Origin of the sequence: Micromonospora sp. NPDC050397, assembly GCF_044901685.1 — a bacterium.
GTDB lineage: Bacteria > Actinomycetota > Actinomycetes > Mycobacteriales > Micromonosporaceae > Micromonospora_G.
Map to the genome: position 1 here is coordinate 220969 of NZ_JBJDPS010000003.1, position 15685 is coordinate 236653.

The 15685-nt window shown below is 72.1% G+C and carries 14 protein-coding genes; 1 reads left to right on the top strand and 13 read right to left on the bottom strand.

The features are described from left to right. Positions 1–5 precede the first annotated feature (5 nt). The 9 genes from ACI2K4_RS11960 to eno all read right to left on the bottom strand — a co-directional run bounded on the left by ACI2K4_RS11960 (position 6) and on the right by eno (position 7250). The gene (locus tag ACI2K4_RS11960; protein ID WP_404510504.1) at positions 6–692 is read right to left on the bottom strand and encodes a dienelactone hydrolase family protein; all 687 of its coding nucleotides are present in this window, start codon (positions 690–692) and stop codon (positions 6–8) included. A 221-nt stretch (positions 693–913) separates the two neighbouring features. Then, on the bottom strand, positions 914–1432 hold the full coding sequence (locus ACI2K4_RS11965; RefSeq protein WP_404510505.1) for a hypothetical protein: 519 nt from the start codon (positions 1430–1432) through the stop codon (positions 914–916). Between the two features lie 158 nt (positions 1433–1590). Beyond that, a complete protein-coding gene (locus ACI2K4_RS11970; protein ID WP_404510506.1) occupies positions 1591–2667 on the bottom strand; it encodes an HAAS signaling domain-containing protein in 1077 nt (358 codons plus the stop codon). After that, positions 2664–2996, bottom strand: coding sequence for a PadR family transcriptional regulator (locus ACI2K4_RS11975; RefSeq protein ID WP_404510507.1), 333 nt, complete (start codon positions 2994–2996; stop codon positions 2664–2666). The genes ACI2K4_RS11970 and ACI2K4_RS11975 overlap by 4 nt, the downstream gene beginning before the upstream one ends. Positions 2997–3231: 235 nt before the next feature. Then, positions 3232–4170: an exopolyphosphatase gene (locus ACI2K4_RS11980; protein WP_404511759.1), complete on the bottom strand. Its 939-nt coding sequence runs from the start codon at positions 4168–4170 to the stop codon at positions 3232–3234. 27 nt (positions 4171–4197) lie between these two features. Beyond that, a complete protein-coding gene (locus tag ACI2K4_RS11985; RefSeq protein ID WP_404510508.1) occupies positions 4198–4707 on the bottom strand; it encodes an amino-acid N-acetyltransferase in 510 nt (169 codons plus the stop codon). A 51-nt stretch (positions 4708–4758) separates the two neighbouring features. Continuing rightward, complete coding sequence (locus ACI2K4_RS11990; RefSeq protein WP_404510509.1) at positions 4759–5316, bottom strand: DUF501 domain-containing protein; 558 nt, start codon at positions 5314–5316, stop codon at positions 4759–4761. After that, positions 5313–5927 carry a septum formation initiator family protein gene (locus ACI2K4_RS11995; RefSeq protein ID WP_404510510.1) on the bottom strand — a complete coding sequence of 205 codons (615 nt, stop codon included), beginning with the start codon at positions 5925–5927 and terminating at the stop codon, positions 5313–5315. The genes ACI2K4_RS11990 and ACI2K4_RS11995 overlap by 4 nt, the downstream gene beginning before the upstream one ends. Before the next feature lie 39 nt (positions 5928–5966). Further along, positions 5967–7250, bottom strand: a complete 1284-nt coding sequence (gene eno, locus ACI2K4_RS12000; protein ID WP_404510511.1) for a phosphopyruvate hydratase — start codon at positions 7248–7250, stop codon at positions 5967–5969. Between the two features lie 321 nt (positions 7251–7571). On the opposite strand from eno, the gene nudC reads away from it, so the two are divergent. Next, positions 7572–8420, top strand: coding sequence for an NAD(+) diphosphatase (nudC, locus tag ACI2K4_RS12005; protein ID WP_404510512.1), 849 nt, complete (start codon positions 7572–7574; stop codon positions 8418–8420). Positions 8421–8440: 20 nt separating this feature from the next. Here the strand turns inward: nudC and ACI2K4_RS12010 are convergent, their stop codons facing one another. The 4 genes from ACI2K4_RS12010 to mfd all read right to left on the bottom strand — a co-directional run bounded on the left by ACI2K4_RS12010 (position 8441) and on the right by mfd (position 15515). Further along, complete coding sequence (locus ACI2K4_RS12010) at positions 8441–10060, bottom strand: DUF885 domain-containing protein (RefSeq protein ID WP_404510513.1); 1620 nt, start codon at positions 10058–10060, stop codon at positions 8441–8443. Positions 10061–10069: 9 nt separating this feature from the next. Beyond that, positions 10070–11053, bottom strand: a complete 984-nt coding sequence (locus ACI2K4_RS12015; protein ID WP_404510514.1) for a nucleoside triphosphate pyrophosphohydrolase — start codon at positions 11051–11053, stop codon at positions 10070–10072. A 14-nt stretch (positions 11054–11067) separates the two neighbouring features. Continuing rightward, positions 11068–11766, bottom strand: coding sequence for a hypothetical protein (locus ACI2K4_RS12020; protein ID WP_404510515.1), 699 nt, complete (start codon positions 11764–11766; stop codon positions 11068–11070). A 74-nt stretch (positions 11767–11840) separates the two neighbouring features. Beyond that, entirely contained in the window at positions 11841–15515 is a 3675-nt protein-coding gene (mfd, locus tag ACI2K4_RS12025; protein WP_404511761.1) for a transcription-repair coupling factor, read from the bottom strand. Positions 15516–15685: the final 170 nt, after the last annotated feature.

Consider the following 15685-nt stretch of genomic DNA (forward strand, 5'->3'; position numbering starts at 1 on the left):
GGGGCTCAGCCAAGCCGGCCCCGGAAGAATTCGAGCGTACGGGCCCAGGCGCTGGCGGCGGCCTGCCGATCGAAGACCTCCGGCCGGTCGTCGTTGAAGAAGGCGTGCCGGGTGCCCGGGTAGTCGTGCAGGGTGCAGTCGCCGCCGGCCTCCTTGATCGCCCGCTGGGCGGCCTGTACGCCCTCGTCGGCCGAGGTGCCGTCCTCTTCGGAGCAGTGCACGATGGCGGACTTGCCGGCGTAACCGGACCAGTCCGGTCGCATCCGTTCCCAGGGCAGCGCCGGGTAGAACCCGACCGCCGCGACGATCCTCGGTGACAGGGTCGCGGACCAGAGCGCCAGGCTGCCACCCGCGCAGAAGCCGACCGCCCCCACCTGGCCGGTCGTCTCCGACCGCGCGGCGAGGTAGTCGGCGGCACCGGCGATGTCCCGGGCGGCCTGGTCCATCGCCAGCCCCATCAGCAGCCGTCGGGCCTGGTCCGGCTCGCTGGTCGAGGCCCCCCGGTAGAGGTCGGGGGCGAGGGCGACAAAGCCGGCCTCGGCGAACCGGTCGGCGACGGCGGTGATGTGCGGGACCAGCCCCCACCATTCCTGGATGACGATGACCGCCGGGCCGGACGCCCCACTCGCGGGTAACGCGAGGTATCCCTCGCTGGTCCCACCATTGCTCTGGTAGGTAACCTTTTCGCCCATCGATCGGCCTCCTGTCGGTCAGTCATCATTGGCTGGTCGCACAGTTACTGCTCGGTTGCGTGCGGGTAGCCTGCCATGTCCGACCGTCAACGGGGAAGACGGCGTGGCGTACGCCTCCTGTATCGGTGGGCGTACGCCCCGTCGCCTGTGCCGTACTACACCGTCAGTCGAGTCTGTACGACGTCGCCGTACCTGTCCGGCCTTCGGTCACATCACCTCGTTCAGGGCTTGGTCGGCTTGAGGCAGAGCACGTAACCGCTGCCGCCCGGCGGGATGGTGTAGAAGGTGGCGTACTCCTCGCCCTCGGCGGCGTACTGCGCGCACTCGGTGCTCGCCGCCGCCTGCGCCTCGGTCTGGTCGTCGATCCGGCCGACCACGCTGTAGGCGGCCTCGGTGGAGGTGCATTCGACGACCTTCGCGTTCGGCGCCTCCTTCTCCTCCCCCTCGGCCACCTCGGGCAGCGCGGCCAGGCAGTCGCCGACCTTGGCCTCGGCGGTCTTGTCCTCGCCGCCGAAGACACCACCGAGCACGGTGCCGACGGCGACCTTCACCACCACCGCCACCACGATGACCGCCAGCACGCCGACGATCTTCTTGACCGGGCTCTTCTTGGCCGGCGGAGAAACGGGTACGGGTGCGGCTGCGGGCGCTGGCGCGGCGGGATCGACCGGCGGCGGCACCGGCGGGACCGGCTCCTGGGAGGCCGGCGTTACCGGTGGCGGGGGTGCCTGGTCCGTCACGGACTTTCCTTTCGAAAGGGGTGGTTCGATCCGCACTAAATGATCAAGTGCGGTGGACACCGTAGCCACCCCGTCCGACAACGCGCCGCCCGGTTCCCTCCACCTTTCAGCCCGACTTGCCCGACGACCGTTGGCACGCCTGCCGTACCGGTTCCGAACTAGCCGGTCGGCCCCGCCGTCCGCGTAGGCTCCACCGTGGACGGAGCCGACGGGACTCCGGACGGTGTCGTACCGGCACTCGGTGTCGTACCAGGGGTCGGTGTCGCGCTCGGGGTCGGCGTGGCCGGCGTGAAGCGGAACGGCGCTCGCTCCGGGCAGTAGGGATAGGGCTCCCGCAACAGGTCACGTTTCGGCTCGCCGGGGAAGGGCATCCCTTCGGGGTACGTGATTCCGTCGCGGAAGGTCCGGAAGCCCTGCCCCCGGTCGCACTCGGGATGGCCGAGCCGGATCGGCCGCCCGTCCTGGTCGAACAGGAGCACCCCTTCGAGCAGTCGGCCCTGCTGGTCGTAGACGTACACGTCGCGCACGTCGGCGTACGGGTCGGCGTTGTACGCGGGCTCGTAGAAGTTGGGATGCCGACCGCGCTGGTCGGCATCGACAAACCCGACCAGGCTGAAGATCACCAGGGCCACCGTGCCGAGGGTCAGCAGGTGGCGCCGCCAACCCCGGAACTGTCCGGCCCGCCGGCCGAGCCAGATCGAGCCGACCACACAGACCGCGAGCAGGAGCAGACCGGCGACGTCGCTGCCGTCGACCTGCGGCATCAGTCCGAACGAGCCACCGGTTGTCATGACGGTGACCACCATCGCCACCAGGTAACCCCGGAGCACCCACCAGCCGGGCCGGAGCAGGCCGAGGAACTCACTGGCGTTGGCGTACCCGATCAGGGGTCCGACCCGGCCGTCGACCACCTTGAGCCGGCCACGGAGCCGGTGGACGGCGGCGGCCACCCGCTTGTCCCGGTCGGCCGGCTGGTCTGGCGCGGGCAGCCCGGCCGCCGCCCGCAACTCGGCCGCGTACGCCTCCGGGGTGCCGAGCCGCTGCACCAGCGTGCCGGCCCCCTCGGCCGCCACGTCGGTCAGGTGCTCCGGCAGGTCCTCCAGCAACTCGTCCCGGTCGGCGGGCGACAGGTCGGCCAGGGCCCGCCCGACCCGCTCGACGTAGTCCGCGATCTCCCGCTGGGTCATGTTCTCCTCGCTCCGCTGGGTCACGCCCTCGTCGTCCCGCGCGGTCATGCCGTGCGCCCCCGTTCGCCGAGAAGGGTGTTCATTGTTGAGGCGAAGCCCCGCCACACCTTGCCGGACCGGTCGAGCTGGTCCCGTCCGGCCGCGTTGAGGGCGTAGTACTTGCGGTGCGGCCCCGACTCGCTCGGCACCACGTAGGTGGTGAGCAGACCGGCCTGGAACAGCCGGCGCAGGGTGCCGTAGACCGACGCGTCCCCGACCTCGTCCAGGCCGGCTCCGCGCAGGCGGCGCATGATGTCGTAGCCGTAGCCGTCCTCCTCCTTCAGGACAGCCAGGACCGCGAGATCCAGTACGCCTTTGAGGAGCTGGGTAGTGTCCACACGAACGACAGTAGTGCGCATTGCGAGGTACCGTCAAGAACGTTGTAGCAGTGGCGTGGTTTGCCGCGCGACCCTGCCGGAAGTGGTATCGACGAACGGGCGTACACGTTTTTTCGTGTACGCACATCGAAAAACATGTACAAGAAAAGTGGCAGTGTGCCGCCGGCCGGGGCCGGGGCCGAGGTCGGGGTCGGGCCGAGGCCGAGGCCGAGGCCGACCCGGCGGCTGGTCGGCGCTACGACATCAGGCTGTAGGCGATGCCGTCGAGGATGTCGTGTTCGCTGGCGACCACCGAGGGTTTGCCGGCCCGCTCCATGATCACCCGCAACACCAGGGCACCGGCGCCGATCACGTCGGCCCGCCCCGGGTGCATCACCGGATACTCCATCCGCTGGGCCGACGAGCGGGACAGCAGGTCCGCGGTCACCTTCGCCACCTCGTCGTACGAGACCCGGGCGTGGTGGATCCGTTCCGGCTGGTAGGACCCGAGTCCGAGCGCGATCGCCACCACCGTGGTCACCGAACCGGCCAGCCCCACCAGGGTCGCCGCCTCCCGGCCCGGCACCGCGGCCAGCGCCCGGTCCACCTCGGCGGCGATGTCCGCCTCGGCCGCCGCGACCTGCGCCGACGTCGGCGGGTCGGCGTGCAGGTGCCGCTCGGTCATCCGGACACAGCCGATGTCGACCGAGATCGCCGCCCGGACCCGCTCCCCCGCGTCCCGGTCACCGACCACGAACTCGGTCGAGCCGCCGCCGATGTCCACCACCAGGTACGGCGACCGGGCGTCGGCGGCGAGGCCGCGTACCGCGCCGGTGAACGAGAGCCGGGCCTCCTCGTCGCCGCTGACCACCTCGGGTGCCACCCCGAGCGTGTCGCGCACCATGGCCCGGAACTCGTCGGCGTTGCTGGCGTCGCGCGAGGCGGAGGTGGCGCACATCCGCACCCGCCGCGCACCCAGATCGGCGATCTCGGCGGCGTAACCGGCGAGCGCCACCCGGGTCCGTTCGATCGCCTCCGGGGCGAGCCGACCGGTGCGGTCCACGCCCTGCCCGAGCCGGACGATCTCCATCCGCCGGCTCACGTCGACCAGCGACGCGGTCGGGCCCGCCGCCGGGTCGGGCAGGTCGGCCACGAGCAGCCGGATGGAGTTGGTACCGCAGTCGATAGCCGCCACTCTGGTCGTCACGGCAGTCACCCTACGTCAGAGGCGGAGCAGCATCCGTACGTTGCCCAGGGTGTTCGGCTTGACCCGCTCCAGCCCGAGGAACTCCGCCACGCCCTCGTCGTACGAGCGCAGCAACTGCTCGTACACGGCCTGCGGCACCGGTGCCCCGTCGATCTCCACGAAGCCGAACGAGCCGAAGAAACCGGTCTCGAAGGTCAGTACGAACACCCGGGTCACGCCCAGCTCACGGGCTGCCGCCAGCAACTCCGAGACGATCCGGTTGCCGATCTTCATTCCCCGGCACTCGGGATGGACCGCCACCGTACGGATCTCGGCCAGGTCCTCCCACATCACGTGCAGTGCCCCACAGCCGACCACCGCGCCGTCCTCCGGGCGGACCGCCACCCAGAACTCCTGCACGTGCTCGAAGAGGGTGACGGTGGCCTTGCTGAGCAACCGCCCACCCGGGCTGTACGTGTCGATCAGCTCGCGGATGCCGCGTACGTCGGCGGTCCGCGCCCGCCGGATGACAAGATCCGCGCTCATGACCAGAGCGTAGCCGGGTCCGGCGGCGGTCGACCGGCCGGCGGCGGCGGGTCAGTCGGTCTCGGGCGCGTCCACGCACGGACCCGCGAGCCACCAGGGCTCGATCAGTTCGAGCGTCTCGTCACCGAACGGGTTCACCCCGGGCCCGCTGGCCAGGGCGTGCCCGAGATGCACGTGCAGGCACTTCACCCGGCCCGGCATTCCGCCGGCCGAGATCCCGTCGATCTCCGGCACCTCGGCGATCGCCGAGCGGCGGGCGAGATAGTCGTCGTGCGCGGCCCGGTAGCGGGCGGCCAGCTCCGGGTCGTCGACCAGCCGGTCGGCCATCTCCTTCATCACCCCGGCCGACTCCAGCCGGCTGCACGCACCGACCGCGCGGGGGCAGGTCAGGTAGAACAGGGTCGGGAACGGGGTGCCGTCGGCGAGCCGGGGCGTCGTCTCCACCACGTCCGGCCGCCCGCAGGGGCAGCGGTGCGCGACCGCCCGGGTGCCGCGCGGCGCCCGGCCGAGCTGGGCGGCAACCGCCGCCAGGTCGTCCTCGGTGGCCGGTTGCCGGGTCGGCGCGGGAACCAGACCGGCCGCCGGCCGCTGCGGGGGTACGACGGTCAACGTGCTGGCCCTTCCTCGTTGGCGGCCCGGACACTGGACCAGAGCATGTCGTACCAGGGTTCGGCGGGCTTCGGTGCCGCCTTCGGCGCGATCCCGGCGTCCCGGGCCGCACCCTCCGCGTCCACGAGCACGACCACCAGCTTGTCGCCGGGCCGGACCATGTAGAAGCGCTCCCTGGCCTGGATCTCGATGTAGGCCGGGTCCTTCCAGAGCGCCGCCTGCTCCGACAGGTCCCCGATCCGCTCCCGCTGGGCCGCCTGGGCCGCCTCCATCTCGGCGATGTCGGCCTGCTGCCCGAGGTAGACGCGTACCGGATAGGTGTAGGCGAGCGCGAGCGCGACGAAGACGGCGAGCAGCGCGGTCGCCCGGCCGGTGAACCGCCGTGGCTGGGGGGCGGAGGTACGCGTGGTCGCACCGCCGGCGGCGGCGCGTCGCGCCGCCGCCGGACGGGTGGCCGAACGGGGGGCGTCCGCGCCCCGGGTGTAACGCGCGGTGGTGCTCCGCTCCGCACGCAACCCGAGGTCCCGACCGGTGATCCGGCTGCCGGCCCGGCCGGGTTGTCCCGGCCGCCGGGCGGGCCGCTGGCCGCTGGGTATGCGACGAGTCGTCACCGTTGACGCACCCCCTCCCCCGAAGGCTACTCAGCGATGTCAGGCAGAACGGTAACGCGGGAACGCGCCGGCCCCGGCGTAGCGCGCCGCGTCGGCCAGCTCCTCCTCGATCCGGAGGAGCTGGTTGTACTTCGCCACCCGGTCGGAGCGGGCCGGGGCACCGGTCTTGATCTGACCGCAACCGGTCGCCACCGCCAGGTCGGCGATGGTGGTGTCCTCGGTCTCGCCCGAACGGTGGCTCATCATGCAGCGGAAGCCGGCCCGGTGTGCCAGGTCGACCGCGTCCAGGGTCTCGGTCAGCGAGCCGATCTGGTTGACCTTCACCAGCACCGCGTTCGCCGAGCTCTCGGCGATGCCCCGGGCGATCCGCTGCGGGTTGGTCACGAACAGGTCGTCGCCGACGATCTGCACCCGGTCGCCGATCGCGGCGGTGAGGCTGGCCCAGCCGGACCAGTCGTCCTCGGAGAGCGGGTCCTCGATCGACACGATCGGGTACTCGTCGGCGAGCTTGGTGTAGTAGGCGGCCATCTCGTCGGCCGACTTCTTGGTCTGCTCGAAGGTGTAGACCCCGTCGGAGAAGAACTCGGTCGCGGCGACGTCGAGCGCGAAGACGATGTCCTGGCCGAGCCGGTAGCCGGCCTTCTCGACCGCCTCCGCGATCAGGTCCAGGGCGGCGGCGTTGGTCGGCAGGTTCGGCGCGAAGCCGCCCTCGTCGCCCAGGCCGGTCGAGAGGCCCTTCTTCTTCAGCACCGACTTCAGCGCGTGGTAGACCTCGGCGCCGGAGCGCAGCGCCTCGCGGAAGGTCGGCGCGCCGATCGGGGCGATCATGAATTCCTGCACGTCGACGTTGGAGTCGGCGTGCGCCCCACCGTTGAGGATGTTCATCATCGGCACCGGCAGCAGGTGCGCGTTCGGGCCGCCCAGGTAACGGAAGAGGCTCAGCTCGGCGCTGCTCGCCGCAGCCTTCGCCACCGCCAGCGAGACACCCAGGATCGCGTTCGCGCCGAGCGCGGACTTGTCGGCGGTCCCGTCGATGTCGAGCATCTTCTGGTCGATCAGCCGCTGCTCGCTGGCCTCGTAGCCGACGAGCTGGTCGACGATCCGGTCCTCGATGTTCGCGACCGCGGTCTCGACACCCTTGCCCTGGTACCGGTCGGCGTCGCCGTCGCGCAGCTCGATCGCCTCGAAGGCACCGGTGGAGGCGCCGGACGGCACCGCCGCACGGGCGGTCGTACCGTCGTCCAGCCCGATCTCGACCTCGATGGTCGGGTTGCCGCGCGAGTCGAGAATCTCTCGGGCGACGATTCCCTCGATGGTGGCCACTGTGTCGCTCCTCGTGATGAGTGTCAACTGATGCTCTCGGGCCGCGACGGTGCGGCGGAAGCGTTCGAAGGCAGCGTAACGGGCCGTGGTCGCCGTACGGGGACGGCCTCCACCTTCAACGGCGACGATCTGCCGTACATCTGGCGATTCTCCACCCCATCATGCGGACCGGGGTTTGCGGGGGTTGCCCTGATCGACAAGGCTGATGGTCATGCTTGCCGACCACCTCGCCAGCGCCGGCCGGTCCGGCACCACCACCGGGTCCCACCCCGCCGACCGGGGCCGTGACCGCCTCCGGATCATGCCACGGCGGTACGCACAGTGAACCTCGATCTTCCTCCGGCCGGGCCGGTGTTCCTGCCCGGCGCGGCGGCCGACGTGCCGGCGGAGCCCACCGACCTCTGCCTGGTGGTGGCCGGCGGCAAGCTGCTGGTCCGGGGCGACGGCGGATTCCACCGGGTCGCCGAGGTGCCGGGCGACGACGACACCGGTCTGGTTCCGCTCGGCACGCTGGACGGGGTGGCGGTCTGGGCCGCACCGCACGAGACCGCCGACGACACCCTCGGCGACTGGCGCGGCTGGCGCGAACTGGCCGCCGGACTCAGCGAGCCGCTGGCCGCCCTCGCCGGCCGCGCCCTCCAGGTGGTGACCTGGCGACGTACGCACCGTTACTGCGGCGCCTGCACGACCGAGCTGACCGACGTGCCCGGCGAGCACGCCCGGCGCTGCGGCAACTGTCAGCTCTACGTGCCGATGCAGCTCTCCCCGGCGGTGCTGGTCGCCATCCGTCGCCCCGCTCCGACCGGCCCGGCGGAACAGCTCCTGCTGGTCCGGCACTCGTACGGGCCGACCGAGACCTGGGCGTTGGTCGCCGGCTTCGTCGAGGCGGGCGAGACCCTGGAGCAGGCCGTACGCCGCGAGGTGGCCGAGGAGGTCGGTCTCCGGGTCGACCGGCTGGCCTACTTCGGCAGCCAGCCGTGGGCGATGTCCGGACCGGGCGTGGTGCTGGCCGGGTTCACCGCCTACTGCCCCGACCCGGAGATCGAGCCGGTGGTCGACGGCCGGGAGCTGACCCAGGCCCGCTGGTTCGACCTGGACGCGCTGCCGGAGGCGCTGCCGCCGACGTACTCGATCTCCCGTTGGCTGATCGAGTCGGTCCGGGTCGGCTGACCGGCCGCGACCCGGTCCGGCTAGACGCCGAGCAGCGTACGGAGGTGGCGGGGCGGTGGTGAGCCGTGCGCCAGCATCGCGTCGTGCCACTGCCTCGCCGACTGCCCGGCCGGGCGGGCGGCGGCGATCCCGGCGACCTCGCTGTAGCCGACGAAGTAGGTCGAGAGCTGGGTCGAGGTGAGCAGCGCCCGGCGCCACTTGCCGGCCGCCTCGCCCTCCTCCTGGAAGCCGCGCCCGGTCATCAACGCCAAACCCTCGGACTCGGGCAGCTCGTCGCAGTGCACCAACTGGTCCAGCAGGGCGTTGATGGTCATCCGGAGCTGCATCTTGAGCTGCTGCATCCGGATCGGCAGGCCGCCGAAGCCCGCGTCGGCCATCAGCTCCTCGGCGTAGACCGCCCAGCCCTCGACAAACGGGCCGGACCGGCCGAGGGCGCGGACCCGGGTGCCGCCCCGGTAACGGCGGGAGTGGGCCAGTTGCAGGAAGTGGCCGGGCATCGCCTCGTGCACGGTCAGGTTCCTGATCATGTGGTCGTTGTACTCGCGGTAGAAGGACTCCACCCGCTCCGGCGACCAGTCGCCCGGGGTCGGCGCGATGCAGTAGAAGGTCGGTACGTCGGCGGTCTCCAACGGGCCGGGCGGATCGCAGTACGCGACCGCCACGCCTCGGGCGAACTCGGGCATCTCCTGGATCACACAGGGGTCGTCCACCAGGCTGACCAGGTCGTGCGCCCGGACGAAATCGGTCGTCTCGGTGAGCGTGAGCCGGGCCAGATCCACGATGGAGTCGTTCTCCGGGTGCTCGGCGCCGAGTCGGTCCAGCGCCTCGCGTACGGTCGCGTCGGTGGCCGGACCACCGACCAACGCGGCGGCGACCGCGCGGATCTCGTCGGTGATCCGTTCCAGGTTCTCCTCGGCCCGCGCGAAGATCTGCGCGGCGGAGAGTTCGGTGTCCAGGGTGTGCCAGAGCCGGGCCTCGAACCGGCGACGACCCAGCCGTGGGTCGCGCCCCGGGCCCGTGTCGTCACGCAGCCCGGCCCGGAGCCAGTCGGCGAACTCGTCGAGCGCGCGGGCCGCGTCCCGGGCGACCGGCTCGACCGTGGCCCGCATCCCCGGCGCCTCGGCGAGCAGGGCGGGCAGCTCGTCCCGGACCAGCGCGGCGGTGCCGTCGAACTGCCCGGCCGCGGTCTCGGCGTGGATCCTGGGCATGTCGCGCAGCACGGCGCGCGCGGTGGCGAGCGCGTCCGGTACGGCGGCGAGCCGGCCGGCGAGGCTGTCCAGCCGCACCTCGGCCGGGGCGTACGGACGGGCGATCAGCGCGTGCAGCAGCGGGCCCGGGTTGTGCCGCAGCGGGTTCCACTCGTGCGTACGCAGCTCGTCCAACTCGAACAGCTCCCGGTCGACCAGGGCGCTGAGCATCTCGTGGTCGACCTGCTCGTCCGGCTCGAACGAGCCGTCGTCCACCTGGGAGAGGGCACCCGCCGCGTCGCGGAGCATCGCCACCTGGGCGCTGACCCCGCCCTCGGAGAGGTCCGGCAACCGGTCGTCGAAGCGGTGGTCGCCGGCCGACGACGCGAATGCGGGACTGCTCTCCAGCAGCGCGTCGACGATGCGCTCGGCGAGTGGGACGAAAGACGACATGAGATGAATCTAGTCGGAGGCGGAACCGGCGGCGGTCTCGACCGCGCGTACCGCGTCGGCGTAGGCGAGGGCCGCCCGGCGCAGCGCCGCCTCGGCGTCCAGCCCGTCGGCCCGCGCCTGCACCACCACGTCCAGCAGCAGCGCACCGAGCCGGGCCTCGGCGTCCACGGTGGTGGGGACCGGCGGCGGGACCTCCAGCCCGGCGCGTCCGGCCCGTTGCAGGATCTTCGCGGCGAGGGAGAGCGCCGGCTGGGCCAGTGCGATGCCGTCCAGCACCGAGTCGCGGGCCTTCTCCGCCTTCTTGATCTGCTCCCAGTTGGTGATGATCTCGTCGATCGAGCCGACCGGGGTGTCCGCGAAGACGTGCGGGTTGCGGCGGATCATCTTCTCCACCAGCCCGCCGGCCACGTCGTCGACGCTCCAGCGCTCGTCCTCGGGCAACTCCTCGGCCAGCCGGGCGTGCAGCACGATCTGCAACAGCACGTCACCCAGCTCCTCGCGGAGCGCGTCCAGGTCACCGGCCGAGATCGCGTCGTACGCCTCGTAGCACTCCTCCAGCAGGAACTGGGCGAGTGTGGCGTGCGTCTGGGCCCGCTTCCACGGGTCACCACCGGGCGAGACCAGCCGGTCCATCACCGCGACCGCGTCGAGCAGCCGGGCACCGGGCGGGTCCCAGGAGCCGTACATCAGCTCCAGCTCGGCCAGACCGGGCTCCCGGGCCAACCGCATGCCCAGCTCACGGGCCATCCGGTCGTCGCCGGTCGGACCGGCCAGCCAGACCACCGTGCCGTCGGTGCCGGCGGTGGCGAGCAGGTCCCGCACCGGCTCGTCGGTCAGGGTCACGGTGCCGCCCGCGACGCGTACGGCCGTGGCCAGCTCGCTCTCAGCGCCGGTTAGCACCGGGTGCTGACGCACCACGTCCCAGGCCGCCGCCGTGAGCAGACCGGCCGGCAGCCGGGGCGAGGTGACCAGCAGTACGACTCGGGCGGTCATCAGTCCGGTCCCGCTCAGCGGGCGTCGACGACCGTGCCCGTGTCGTGCTCGCCGAGCGGCACGCTGACCGCGGCCGGGCCACCCTGGAACGAGAGGATCGGGAACTCCAGCGGCCGGTAGCGCGGGTTGACGGTGACGTCGAACCGGTCGACCGCGTCCGCGAGCACCTTGCGGTTGCCGAGCGCGGCCTGCAACTGCTCACCGTTGAGCTGGTCCCCGGCGGCCTGGTCGGAGACCGACGCCTCGATCACGCCGGCCGACTTGGCCACCTTGCCGAGCGCGAGCAGCTCCTCCGGCGTGGGCATCACCGGCTCGCCGGTCGGCACCGCCGACAGGCAGGTGTAGAGCTTCGCGGTCCGCTGGGCGAGCTGCGTCTCCGGCGCGATGCCGAACTGCTGCGCCACCTGCGCGACCTGCGCCTCCTCCTTGGCCTGGAGGTTCTCGGCCTTGGTGAAGCGCTCGCAGACGTCGTCGAGCACCAGGATGCTGACCACGAAGGTACGGGTCGGCGGGGTCGCCTCGGGCGCGCCGGCCGCAGCCGCCGGGGCGGGCTTCGCCCGGACCTCGTCGATGATCTCGGTCACCTGGTTCTCGGTGATCTGCTTGTCGCCGACATAGGCGGCGGCACCGGGCTGGGCACGGCAACCGGTGAGGGCGATGATGCCGACCGCGGCAACCACGGCGATCGGCGCCAGACGGCGAGCACGCTGCATGGCCGACACTCTCTCACGCGCCGTCCGGACCGGCCGGTACGGGGTCACCGACCGGCCCGTACGACCACCCTCCGTCACCGGCCGGCGAGCACCGGCTCGCCGAGCACGTCCGAGAGCAACTGTCCGCACCATTCCAGCAGCGCCTGGTCGCGCAGGGGCTCGCCACCGATCCGGCGGGTGCTCGGCCGGGGCACGCTGACCTGGTCGGTCACCTGCTTGTAGACCGCGTCCGGGTGGTAGCGCTTGAGCCGCAGTTGCTTCGAGTCGGGCAGTGGCAGCGGGCTGAACCGTACGTGCTTGCCCTGCACCGACACGTCGGTCAGGCCGTACGCGCGGGCCAGCAGGCGGAACCGGGCCACCGCGACCAGGTTCTTCACCGGCTCCGGCGGCTCGCCGTACCGGTCGGTCATCTCGGCGACCACCTCGTCGAGGCGGGCCGCGTCGCGGGCCTCGGCGAGCTTGCGGTACATCTCCAGGCGGAGCCGTTCCACCCCGACGTAGTCGTGTGGCAGGTGCGCGTCGATCGGGAGGTCGATCTTCACGTCGGCCTCCTCCTCCGGCCGCTCCCCCTTGAACGTCTGCACCGCCTCGCCGACCATCCGGACGTAGAGGTCGAAACCGACGCCCTCGATGTGGCCGGACTGCTCGCCGCCGAGCAGGTTGCCGGCGCCCCGGATCTCCAGGTCCTTCATCGCCACGTACATGCCGGCGCCCAGCTCGGTGTGCTGGGCGATGGTGGCCAGCCGCTCGTGCGCGTGCTCGGTGAGCGGCTTCTCCGACGGGTAGAGGAAGTACGCGTACGCCCGTTCCCGACCCCGCCCGACCCGGCCCCGGATCTGGTGCAACTGGGCCAGGCCGAGCAGGTCGGCCCGCTCCACGATCAGCGTGTTCGCGTTCGGGATGTCGATGCCGGACTCCACGATCGTGGTGCAGACCAGGACGTCGTACTCCTTCTCCCAGAAGCCGACCATGACCTTCTCCAGCGCCTCCTCGCCGAGCTGGCCGTGCGCCACCGCGACCCGGGCCTCGGGCACCAGCTCGCGGATGCGGCGGGCCGCCCGGTCGATCGACTCGACCCGGTTGTGCAGGTAGAAGACCTGCCCGTCGCGGAGCAGTTCGCGGTGGATCGAGGCGGCCACCTGCCGGTCGTCGTACGCGCCGACGAAGGTGAGCACCGGGTGCCGCTCCTCCGGCGGGGTGGCGATCGTCGACATCTCCCGAATGCCGGTGATCGCCATCTCCAGGGTGCGCGGGATCGGCGTCGCCGACATGGTCAGTACGTCCACCGCCGTCCGCAGCGTCTTCAGGTGCTCCTTGTGCTCGACCCCGAAGCGCTGCTCCTCGTCGACGATGACCATGCCGAGCGACTTGAACCGGGTGGCGGCGGCGAGCAGCCGGTGGGTGCCGATGACGATGTCGGCGGTGCCGTCGGCGGCGGCGGCGAGGGTCTGCTCGGCCTCCTTCGGCGTCTGGAACCGGGAGAGCTGCCGGATGCTGACCGGGAACTGCCCCATCCGCTCGGCGAAGGTGTTGTAGTGCTGCTGGGCCAGGAGCGTGGTCGGCACCAGGACGGCGACCTGCTTGCCGTCCTGCACCGCCTTGAACGCCGCCCGGACCGCGATCTCGGTCTTGCCGTAACCGACGTCGCCGCAGATCAGCCGGTCCATCGGGGCGGACTGCTCCATGTCCCGCTTGACCTCCTCGATCGCCGAGAGCTGGTCCGGCGTCTCGGTGTACGGGAAGGCGTCCTCCAACTCGCGCTGCCAGGGGGTGTCCGGGGCGAAGGCGTGCCCCTTGGACGCCTTGCGGGCGGCGTAGAGCTGGATGAGCTGGGCGGCGATCTCGCGTACCGCCTTGCGGGCTCGAGCCTTCGCCTTCTGCCACTCGCTGCCGCCCATCTTGTGCAGGGTCGGCGTCTCCCCGCCCACGTACCGGGAGAGCTGGTCGAGCTGGTCGGTGGGGACGAAGAGCCGGTCGCCGGGCTGCCCGCGCTTGCTGGAGGCGTACTCGATGACGAGGTACTCCCGCTCGGCGCCGTTGACCGTACGCTGCACCAGCTCGACGTACCGGCCGATGCCGTGCTGCTCGTGCACCACGTAGTCGCCGGCCTTCAGCTCCAGCGGGTCGATGGTGTTGCGCCGCCGGCTCGGCATCTTGCGCATGTCCCGGGTCGAGGAGCCGCGCCCGCCGGTGATGTCGTTGCCGGTGAGCACCGCGAGCTTGGTCGCGCTCGCCCCGTCGAGCAGGAAACCGTGGTTCAGCGAGCCGCAGGTGACCAGGAGTTCACCGGGGCCGGGCGGGCCGAGGATGGTCTCGACCGGGGTCGCGCCGAGCCCGGCGTCCCGGATCACCTCGACCGCCCGCTGCGCCGGCCCGTGCCCCTCGAAGACCAGCGCCACCGCCCAACCGTCGGCGGTCCACCGCTTCAGGTCGTCGACGACCCGGTTGGTCTCGCCGTGGTAGAGCGCGGTCGGCTGGGCGGCGAGGGTGATCGACACCCCGTCGTCCGGGGTGACCGTGGTCTGGTCGACCGGGTCCAGCCACGGCCGGTCGTCGACCTCCGTGGTCGCCTCGGCCAGCCCGAACGGGGCGATCGACCACCACGGCTGGGCGAGGGCGGCGGCGGCGGCGCGTACCTCGCCCAGGGTCTTGAAGGCGGCGGCGCCGAGGTCGACCGGGGCCTGGCCGCCGACGGCGGCTGCGGCCCAGCTCGCCTGGAGAAACTCCTCCGAGGTACGGACCAGGTCGTGCGCCCGGGTACGGATCCGCTCCGGGTCGAAGAGCAGCACGTGCGCGCCGGCCGGCAGGCAGTCCAGCAGCGTCTCCATGCTCTCCGTGCCGTCCGTCAGCGCCGGGGCGAGCGACTCCATTCCCTCGACCGGGATGCCCTCGGCCAGCTTCTCCAGGATCTCGGCCAGCTCGGGGTGCGCCTGCGCGAGGGCGGCGGCCCGCTGCCGGATCTCCGGGGTGAGCAGGAGTTCCCGGCACGGCGGCGCCCAGAGCTGGTCCACCTGCTCGATGGTGCGCTGGTCGGCGACGGCGAAGGTACGGATCTCCTCGACCTCGTCGCCCCAGAACTCGACCCGGGACGGGTGCTCGTCGGTGGGCGGGAAGACGTCCAGGATGCCGCCCCGGACGGCGAACTCGCCCCGCTTGGTGACCAGGTCGACCCGGGTGTACGCGAGGTCGGCCAGCCGGTGCGCGATCGCGTCGAGGTCCGCCTCGGCGCGGCTGGTCAGCCGGACCGGCTCCAGTTCGCCGAGCCCCTTGAGCTGTGGCTGGAGCACGGAGCGGACCGGGGCGACGATCACCCGGAGCGGACCGGTGCCGGTCGCCGAGGCGGAGACCGGTGACGCGGCGGCACCCGGTGAGGCGTTGCCGCTGTCCGGGTGCGCCAGCCGGCGCAGCACGGCGAGCCGGCGGCCGACGGTGTCCGACCGGGGCGAGAGCCGCTCGTGCGGCAGCGTCTCCCAGGCCGGGAAGACCGCCACCTGATCGGCCGGCAGCAGGCTGCCGAGCGCGGCGGCGAGGTCGTCGGCCTCGCGAGTGGTGGCGGTGACGGCGAGCACGGGACGGCCGGCGCCGCCCTGGTCGGTCTCGGCGGCGACGGCGGCCACCACGAACGGCCGCAGCGCCGCCGGGGCGGTCAGGTCGAGCCCGTCAGCCTGCGCGAAACCGCCCCGAGCAAGATCACGGGTACGGGTGAGGCCCGGGTCGCCGAGGGCGGCAGCCAGCAGACCGGCGAGCATCGTCACGATCACTACCTTTGCGTCGACACGCGAAACTGCCCCCGCCAGAGCCCGGACGGGGGTCTACCACCAGCAAGTTTATCCCGCCCACCGACCAACCCCCCGTCCCCAACCCCAACCCACGAGCCCGCCCTCGGCCCCACCCATCCGGGGGCGGGGGCGGGACGTCA